This is a genomic window from Pseudoalteromonas sp. c7(2019) (assembly GCF_011378625.1).
GTDB lineage: Bacteria > Pseudomonadota > Gammaproteobacteria > Enterobacterales > Alteromonadaceae > Pseudoalteromonas > Pseudoalteromonas arctica.
In genome coordinates, this window is the sequence record NZ_WTKS01000031.1 from 1 (window position 1) to 8,767 (window position 8,767).

An 8,767-nucleotide genomic window follows, 5' to 3' on the forward strand; every position below is an offset into this window, starting at 1 on the left:
GATAAGACACCAAAGCATATAAATTACGAGCTTCGCTCGTCACGCCAGCAAGCAAGCAAGCAGCGCGTCTACAAGTAATTTAACCACAGCGTAAATTTTGGCTGTAGGCGTTTAGCTTGCTCACGCGAAAAGCGCAGCTTTTAATTATTAAAACTGATTGTTACCTACTTTTTGGCTTCTCTAAAGCACAGCGCCCTCTTAAGCTCTTTGTGAATAAGTTACTTAAAATCTTATTGCACAAAGAGAAGCGAATAAGGAGTAAATGAGAAAACATAAAACATATAAATTACGAGCTTCGCTCGTCACGCCAGCAAGCTGGCCGTCTACAAGTAATTTAACCACAGCGTTAAGTTTTGGCTGTAGGCGTAGAGCTTGCTCACGCGAAAAGCGCAGCTTTTAATTACTTATATCTAATATCCAATATTTAATAACGAGCATCTTCGTTATGTCTGCGCCCACTGCCTTAACAAGTTATGATAAACCCCCGTCAACTGAATAATCTCTGGGCTATCTTCTACTTTGCTGCGCAAACTTTGAATCGACATATCTAAATCAAATAATAAACCACGTTTTTCGTCGCTGTTAATCATGCTCTGTAACCAAAAGAATGAGGCTAATCTGCGCCCACTCGTTACTGGCATTACACGATGTAAACTCGTTGAAGGGTACAACACCATACTGCCTGCTGGCAGCTTTACGCTATGTGAGCCATAAGTGTCTTCAATAACAAGTTCACCGCCCTCATAATCTTCGGGCTCATTAATAAATAAGGTCATTGATACATCTGTACGAATTTTTACTGGCGTACCCGGCACTTGTCTAATTGCATTATCTACGTGCACACCAAACGATTGCCCACCTTGATAACAATTAAAAAGCGGAGGAAAAATTTTTGCAGGAAGTGCAGCCGACATAAACAAATTACTACGCGCAAGAGCTGCCATAATAATGTCGCCAAGCTCTTGGCATTCAGGGCTATTTTCAGGTAGCTGTAAGTTATTTTTTGCTTTGGTTGATTGATGCCCTGCGGTAATACTGCCATCGGCCCACTGGGCTTTAAGCAAAACCTCATGACAATACGCCACTTCTTCTTTCGTTAGTAGCTCTGGAATTTTAACTAGCATGTGCGCCCTCTCACATTTTCATCAAATAATTAAGGGCAGAGTTAACTCTGCCCTTTTATGCCGTACTTATTTTACTCTTAGAAAGAGTAGCTCGCTGTTAAGCTAAACTTACGACCATCACCTGGTACAAAGTGTCCACCACCTAACTGATCAACGTAATCTTTATCACCTAAGTTTTCACCATTAAACTGCAGGCTCAAATCTTTTGATATGTCATACGCAACCATCAGGTCAAAAATAGTATAACCTGGCGCACGAGAGCGTGTTGACGTAGTCCCGTTATAACGCTCACCTACATATTGCGCACCTAAACCAAACGATAATTTATCCGACATATCGTACGTAGTCCAAACACTCGCGCTATTTTTAGGCGTACGTGCAAGCTCGTTACCAATTTGAGTTGCGTCGTCGCCTAATGCTTTAGTTACTTCGCTATCTTGGTAAGTGTATGAAGCAATTACAGTCCACTCTTTAGTAATTAGGCCAGTTGCTGAAAGCTCTAAACCTTGAACGCGCTGCTCACCACCGAGTATTTCGTCACTTGAGCTATCTGCAAATGGGTCATCAGTACGGGCATTGGTTTTTTCAGTACGGAAAAGTGCAGCATTAGTTTGCAGGCGACCATCCATTAGGCTCCATTTAGTTCCTAATTCATAACTGCGGCTTTCTTCTGCGTCTAAATCAGCTGCATTTGAACGCGTAGATACCGTTAGGCTTTCCGCTGATGGATTGAATGAATTACCTGCACCTAAATATACACTGCCGTTTTCTGTAGGTTTATAAACTACAGCTGCATTCCAGCTAAATAAGTCGTCACTTGTAGAAATTAAAGCGCTTGGGTCATTGTAATCGTTGTGATAATCCGTAGTGAAGCTATCAAAGCGAATTCCGCCTGTAACTTCCCATTGCTTGTTAAGTGTCACTGTATCAAATGCATAAATAGCTTGGTTTTTAGCTTTAGCTTCAATGCTTGTACCGTCACGGCCGTACACACCCGTAAATGCAATTGTTGCATCAGGATTATATAAGTCGTTGCGTATTCCATCTTCAATTAGGTTATCAGGCGTAGTTGCAACAAAGTTATGGCGTGTAAACGTTTCATTTGCAAGTTCAACACCCACTACAACATCGTGAGTAAAGCCAGCAAATTCATAGTTACCAATTAAATCAACTTGAAGTGCAGCAAGTGAATTTTCTGTATCACGTGTTTTTTCATCTGCAAAGGTAATGTCAGTGTCTGTTGTAACCGAGAAATAACGCGGTGCAGTTGTTACTGATTCACGTTTTACTTTACCTAAACGACCTTGAACACGTAACGTAGTATTTTGAGAAAAATCATACTCATAACGAGCTGTTGTTGAGTAGGCTTCAATATCTTCGTAATCACGATAAATATTACCGTAAAAGTTATCAAAATTGACAGGAGAAGGTGAGCGCGCGCTATCTGCAAGTTCAGCTACTGGCGTATCGCTGTAAACCCACGGAATGCCGTAATCTGGTAAATTGTCTTGGCGTTGATACTCTAGGTTTAAATCAAAACGGCTGTTTGTACCAAGCCCTGTTGCAAATGCAAACGCAACAGCATTTGTTTCGTTTTCAATATGGTCTCGACCTGCAACATCACCTTTATCAGTAAGAAGGTTTATACGTAGTGCGCTTGTGTCGTTTACTTGAATGTTAGTATCAAAACGACCACGGTAATCGTTTTCTGTGCCTAAACGTAGCGAAACGTCGTTAAAGCTGTCTAACTTCGCCTTTTTACTTTCTAAATTAACACTACCACCTGTTGCGCCACGACCAGAAACTGCTGAGCCTGGGCCTTTTGCAACTTCAACGGCTTCAATGTTGTAAATATCACGTGTATAACCTGCAACATCACGAATACCATCTACAAAAATATCATTTGTAGCACTAAAACCACGAATCGACATGCTATCGCCAGTAGGTGAACCACCCTCACCTGCTGCTAAAGAAATACCTGAAACATTACGCAAAGCATCACGTAAGCTATCTACGTTTCTATCTTTCATTACCGCTTGGTTGATTACTGTTACCGTTTTAGCTGTATCGAGTAGCGGTTGAGTGTATTTATGCGACGTTGATTTTTCAACAACATAGCTAGACTCAGTTACCGTTTGTGCTTTTACTACAGCCAGCTCTTGAACATCTTGTGCACTTGCCCAAGTTGAAAGCGTTGCTGTAACAACCGCTGCAATTGGCTTCACGTAGGTATTTACTTTATTCGATGGCTTACTCATGGTTACTCCGTAGTTTTTATTAAGCACTTAACTATTGTTAATTTAAGGTACATATTTAATTTCGGCGAAATCCTACCACCCAAACAACGCAATGTAAACGATAACTGTTATCAATTGCATTGTTATGTGAATTCCTATATTGTATACACACTCAAAAATTAACAGTAATTACGTCCCTGTAATTGCTTGTCGTAACTTTCAGGATTGTTGTTAAGTAATGCGAAGCTTAATTAAACCAATTAGCGTAGTTATCGCGCTTTGTAGCACCATGGCAGTAAAGGCCGACACTGTTAGTGAGCTAGAACAACTCGTTAATAAATGGCTACAAATAGAAAATCAAAACACAGAATTAAATACTCATTGGCTTGAACAAAAAAGCAGCATGGAGCAAACCTTAACGCTTCTAAATGCTGAGCAGCAGCAACTTAGCGAGCTTAATCAGCGTAGAAAAAAAAGCACCAGTGAGCTTGCCCAAAAACGCGAACAACTTGTTACTAAGCAATCAGAACTTGAAAATGATCAACAGCAATTAAATGATCAACTAGCACGTATCTCTCAGCAATTACTTTCATTACAAGTGCAATTACCCCCGCCACTTTTAAGTAGTTGGAAAAACACTGGTGATTTAAGCGACTCACAGCTCAGTACAACTGACAAATTACAAACAGCGCTAAAAATGCTGACTCTACTTAATGATTTTCAGCAACGTATTTCAATTCACGAAATGGCTATTAAGCATCCTGACGGGCAAGAAATATGGGTAAAGCAGCTTTATTTAGGTGCAGCACAAGCATGGTTTGTAAGCGAAGATTTAAGTTACGTAGGTATTGGTTTTCCAAGTGACTTAGGTTGGCAGTGGGAGTTTGACCCAAGCATTAATGCTGAGCAAGTTGCACTGGGTATTGCGGTACAGCAAAAAAAGCGCGCTGCTGATTGGGTAACACTCCCAATATTAAGTTATGTAAATAAAAACCAGCAAGGGGCTAAATAATGGCTACTAACAGCATAATTAAAGTATTTAGCGCCACAGTGTTACTTTTAAGTGCAAATGTTTCTTTTGCAGCTAGCAGTGATGATGCTAAACAAAGTATTTTAAGTGATATTAAAACAGCGCAACGTACTCTAAATAAAACTCAAAATAGTATTTCAAAAGAGCAAGCTACCCTTGCAAAGCAAATTTTTACCAAGCAGCAATCGCTCAGTAAATTACGCGAACAAGCCGCAGTTAATCGCCGCCTAGCTGACGAAAACACATTAAGCCTCGATCAGTTACAAACCCGATTAGACACTTGGCAACAGCAACAGCAATATCAATTAAACTTACTTAGCCGTTTTGTGCGCCAAAATACCAACAATAATGCAGGCAATGGTTCAGGCAATAACAACGCGACTAATAATCAGAACGAGTTATTAAGCCGCGTTATATCGCAAATTAATAATCAAGAACAGGCACTTTATCCACAGTTTAAAAAACAATCGGTTGTGCTAAGTAATGGCGAATTAAGCCAAGCTAATACCCTTCAAGTCGGGCCTGTTGCATGGTTTAGTACGCAAACACCTAAACTTATGGGTTTATTAAATTTGGATGATGAATCTAATGCATTAAAAGTAGCGTTAGTACAATCAACAAGTGACGATAACCCACTCGATAATACTTTAAAGCAAAACGGTGTAGGCTCAACATTACTTACTTTTGATCCTAGTTTAACGCACTTAGTGACTAGCCAAGCCCAACAAGAAAGTCCGCTTGAACACCTAGAAAAAGGCGGCTTGTGGGCTATCCCTATTATTTTATTTGCCTGCTTTGCACTAACCATTGCGCTATTAAAAGCCGCACAGCTACTACGTTTAAGTAAAATTAAAATGCACTCTCAAATGCAATTACAGCAATTTTTTAAAGCTGAAAATAGCAATGAATTTGCAGGCATGCAGCAGCAGTTATTTAACTTAACGCTGCAAAGCGAAAAAGGCCAAGTACGAGACGATCAATTATTTAATCAGTTAATTCACGATAAGCATAAACTCGATAACTTTATTGGCGCTATTGCCGTTACAGCTGCAGTAGCTCCACTACTTGGCTTGTTAGGTACTGTTAGCGGCATGATCGAAACATTTAAAATGATGACCTTGTTTGGCTCAGGTGACCCAGAAGTTGTATCGGGCGGTATTGCACAAGCACTTATAACAACCGAATTGGGTTTAGTCGTTGCCATCCCTGCATTGGTATTAAATGCATTGCTATCACGTAAAGCAAAAGCGTACTACAGCCAACTAGAAGGCTTTGCATTACAGCTTAGTCAACTAGAAAAAGGAGAAACCAATGTTTGAAAAAATCGTTAGTAACCCTATTTGCTGGTGTATTCTTTTACTCGCTTTATTTGTATACCAGCTGATTTTTCATGACTTACTGCACCTTAAACAATACCAAGCGCAGCGCAAAGGCTACTGGCAAGAGGTAAGCTCTATTTTAACTGCCGCTCTTCCGCTACTTGGTTTATTAGGCACCATTGTTGGTTTGCTTGATACATTTAAAGTAATGGCGCTGGGCCATAACGAGTTAATGAGTGACGCCATTGGTGATGCATTACTAACAACTCAATTGGGCCTTGTGTGCGCTATTCCCGCGTGGTTAATGCAAGCTTACTTAGCGTATTCGCAGCGTAATCCTAAATTACATACGTTAAGTAAGCAGTTAGGGTAACACTATGCAATCACGTTTAAAGCACAAGCTAGAGCAAGAAGCGGGGCAACATATAGATATGTCGCCACTACTTGATGTGGTATTTATATTGCTAATATTTTTTATTGTTACAACCGTATTTGTACGCGAAAGCGGCGTTGAAGTTGATAAACCACAAGCCGTATCGGCCAGTCGCCTTGAGCAGCAAGTTATATTTTTAGCAATAACCGACAACCAACAAGTATTTTTTGATGGTAGCCAAATTGGTGTTGCTGGCGTGCGTAGTAGTGTCGAGCAAATGTTAAAACAGCAACAACGCCCTGTGGTTATTCAAGCTGATAAAACAGTACCTACAGAGTTACTTGTTCAAGTAATTGACGAAGCAAAGCTGGCAGGCGCGGCGCAAGTTAACTTAGCTACGAAGCAATAATATGCACACGATTGACTCGCCTCAAAAAACAAAAAACAATCGCCATCCACTTTTTGCATTTGGCCTTAGCCTAATTGTACTTAGTGCTGCATTACTGCTTTTATGGCTTGGGCAACTTGCAGAGCATCATATACAAGACAAAGTGGTTGTACGTGAGATTGCCATGGTGGCACTGCCACCTCCTCCTCCGCCATCAATATCGCAACAGCAAACAAGTGAGCCAATGCAAAGCTTAGCGGTAGAAGGTGCAGGCGCGTCTATTCAAGCCGTAAAAATTAAGATCAACAGCAATTTAAGTATTGTAAAACCCGATACACCTAGCGTAAAAGTAAGCGCGCCACAATGGCAATCAATGAGTGTAAATTGGGATGCATTTAGCTTAAATCAGCTCGATGGTCTCCCCTCTTTGCTTACTCCCGTCAAGGCCGTTTTACCAAAAAGCTTAACCCGCCGAGGTGTTGATGTATTTACTGTAAAACTCGATGTATTTATTGATGAAAGTGGCAAGGTAAGTTTAATTGAGGTAGTACAAAATCCTTACCCTGAACTTAAACCAGCTATAGACAAAATTATTAAACAAAGCCGCTTTAGTGCACCTAAAAAAGAAGGTGAAACCGTACGCGCTCGCTTTATTTGGCCAATCGAATTTAAACCTTAAGCCTATTAAAATGAAAAACATGAATATATTTAAAACGCTAAAACCATTAACTCGCGCAGTTATCACTACTTTAATGTGCTCATTCCCTTTATTAGGTGTAACTAGCGTGCATGCTAGTGCTGCTAGTACGCCATTAAAAAGTGCGCCACTAAAAGTAACTTTATCGCCTAGCGATCCAACATGGCAGTTGGCTATAAATAATAAATTACTAGGCCCTACAGAGGTCCTTATTGAGCCGCCCGAGCGCGGTTTTGCTCGCCAAGTACAACCACTATTGCAAGCTGGTAATTACAGTGAAGTCGCTGCGCTATTTAAAGGCCGTGATATAAGCGAAGATAGCACTGCTTTAAACTTATTGCGTGCACAAGTACTGCTTTCAACAAAAGACTTTAACAACGCTGAACTAGCTTACTTGGCGTGTTTAAAAGCCTCACCTGATTTAGTAAAAGCACACCAAGGTTTGAGCCTTTTATACATGCAACAAGCAAAGTATGACAAAGCACAAACACACCTAGTTCATAGTATTGAGCTTGGCCAAGCTGATGCACAAAGTTATGCGCAACTTGCTTATATACACGTGCAGCATAGCCAACCTTGGAGCGCAGTAGCGGCGTACCGCCAAGCGCTGATGCTAGCGCCAGAAACAAGCCAATATCAACAAGGGCTATTGTTTGCGTTAATTGAATCGGGTGATTTAAGTCAGGCAAATGCATTATTAAAAGAATTACTCAATAAAACCCCTGATAAAGCTGAACTTTGGTTGCAACGTGCACAAATAGCATTACAGCTTGATCACAAAAAGCAAGCGCTTGCTGCTATTGAAGTGGCCTTAAAACTCAACCCTAAAGATACCAGCAACCAGCTTTTAGCAGCTCAGTTGCACTTAAGTGAAGGTAGCAGTGAACGCGCTGTTAGTTTATTAAAGCAAGGTTTAAAATACGCCACTAAACAGCAGCAAGTTGAGGTTATTAATACCACGATGCAAACTTTAGGCTGGCTTGTGTCTCAACAAAAATGGGATTTAGCTAAAGATCTAATAGGCAGCGCAAAAAGATTAACTAAGCAACTACCCCGTGATGAACAGGCCCAGTTTTCTGTATACAGCGCACAAATTGCTATGCAACAAGGTAATACTAAACGTGCTCTTAAAAGCTTAAATAACGCACTTAAAATAAACCCGAATTTAGGTGATGCTTTACTTAGTTTAGCAAGTATATATCGTAGTAAAAGCCAACTTACCCAAGCAAAACTTATGTATGTTCGTGCACAAGCCCTACCTGATTACCAACTATCGGCGTGGCTTGGATTATCGCAAATAGCGATTGATTCTAAAGACTACTCGAGCGCGCTAAAGCATCTTAGAAAAGCATTACAAGCTAACCCACAACGCCAAGACTTAATTACTAATATTCGCGCCCTTGAGAATATAGTGCGCCAAGAGGGGTAAGTTTAAGCCGTGGTTAAATTTACTTGTAGATGCAGTGCTTGCTGGCGTGACGAGCAAAGCTCGTAATTTCTATATGCAATAAAATCTTAAGTGATTTGTTCACAAAGAGGTTTAGAGGGCGCTGCGCTTTAGAGAAGTAAAAATACATAATTACTATTGTTTTATGTCTT

The 8,767-nt window shown here is 40.5% G+C and carries 8 protein-coding genes; 6 read left to right on the forward strand and 2 right to left on the reverse strand.

Going from position 1 to position 8,767, the window contains the following annotated elements; all coding sequences use genetic code 11:
• Positions 1-443: 443 nt before the first annotated feature.
• Positions 444-1,124 (reverse strand): Fe2+-dependent dioxygenase, encoded by a 681-nt coding sequence (locus GQR38_RS19755; protein WP_165721156.1) that lies wholly within the window; start codon positions 1,122-1,124, stop codon positions 444-446.
• Positions 1,125-1,201: 77 nt separating this feature from the next.
• Positions 1,202-3,382, reverse strand: a complete 2,181-nt coding sequence (locus tag GQR38_RS19760; RefSeq protein WP_165721157.1) for a TonB-dependent siderophore receptor — start codon at positions 3,380-3,382, stop codon at positions 1,202-1,204.
• Positions 3,383-3,599: 217 nt separating this feature from the next.
• Between GQR38_RS19760 and GQR38_RS19765 the strand changes: the two genes are divergently transcribed.
• The 6 genes from GQR38_RS19765 to GQR38_RS19790 are packed head-to-tail and all read left to right on the forward strand — an operon-like array spanning position 3,600 to position 8,597.
• On the forward strand, positions 3,600-4,373 hold the full coding sequence (locus tag GQR38_RS19765; RefSeq protein WP_165721158.1) for a DUF3450 family protein: 774 nt from the start codon (positions 3,600-3,602) through the stop codon (positions 4,371-4,373).
• Positions 4,373-5,710, forward strand: a complete 1,338-nt coding sequence (locus GQR38_RS19770; protein ID WP_165721159.1) for a MotA/TolQ/ExbB proton channel family protein — start codon at positions 4,373-4,375, stop codon at positions 5,708-5,710. Before GQR38_RS19765 ends, GQR38_RS19770 begins: the two co-directional genes overlap by 1 nt.
• Entirely contained in the window at positions 5,703-6,083 is a 381-nt protein-coding gene (locus GQR38_RS19775; protein WP_002960812.1) for a MotA/TolQ/ExbB proton channel family protein, read from the forward strand. The genes GQR38_RS19770 and GQR38_RS19775 overlap by 8 nt, the downstream gene beginning before the upstream one ends.
• A 4-nt stretch (positions 6,084-6,087) precedes the next feature.
• Positions 6,088-6,492 carry a biopolymer transporter ExbD gene (locus GQR38_RS19780; RefSeq protein WP_036981164.1) on the forward strand — a complete coding sequence of 135 codons (405 nt, stop codon included), beginning with the start codon at positions 6,088-6,090 and terminating at the stop codon, positions 6,490-6,492.
• A 1-nt stretch (position 6,493) separates the two neighbouring features.
• On the forward strand, positions 6,494-7,150 hold the full coding sequence (locus GQR38_RS19785; protein ID WP_165721160.1) for an energy transducer TonB: 657 nt from the start codon (positions 6,494-6,496) through the stop codon (positions 7,148-7,150).
• Between the two features lie 19 nt (positions 7,151-7,169).
• Positions 7,170-8,597, forward strand: coding sequence for a tetratricopeptide repeat protein (locus tag GQR38_RS19790; RefSeq protein ID WP_165721161.1), 1,428 nt, complete (start codon positions 7,170-7,172; stop codon positions 8,595-8,597).
• Positions 8,598-8,767: the final 170 nt, after the last annotated feature.

What these genes read in the sequence shown, in the direction of transcription:
- GQR38_RS19765 (WP_165721158.1), top strand. Translation starts at nt 3,600, where the DNA reads ATGCGAAGCTTAATTAAACCAATTAGCGTAGTTATCGCGCTTTGTAGC.
- GQR38_RS19770 (WP_165721159.1), top strand. Translation starts at nt 4,373, where the DNA reads ATGGCTACTAACAGCATAATTAAAGTATTTAGCGCCACAGTGTTACTT.
- GQR38_RS19760 (WP_165721157.1), bottom strand. Translation starts at nt 3,382, where the DNA reads ATGAGTAAGCCATCGAATAAAGTAAATACCTACGTGAAGCCAATTGCA.
- GQR38_RS19780 (WP_036981164.1), top strand. Translation starts at nt 6,088, where the DNA reads ATGCAATCACGTTTAAAGCACAAGCTAGAGCAAGAAGCGGGGCAACAT.
- GQR38_RS19755 (WP_165721156.1), bottom strand. Translation starts at nt 1,124, where the DNA reads ATGCTAGTTAAAATTCCAGAGCTACTAACGAAAGAAGAAGTGGCGTAT.
- GQR38_RS19785 (WP_165721160.1), top strand. Translation starts at nt 6,494, where the DNA reads ATGCACACGATTGACTCGCCTCAAAAAACAAAAAACAATCGCCATCCA.
- GQR38_RS19790 (WP_165721161.1), top strand. Translation starts at nt 7,170, where the DNA reads ATGAATATATTTAAAACGCTAAAACCATTAACTCGCGCAGTTATCACT.
- GQR38_RS19775 (WP_002960812.1), top strand. Translation starts at nt 5,703, where the DNA reads ATGTTTGAAAAAATCGTTAGTAACCCTATTTGCTGGTGTATTCTTTTA.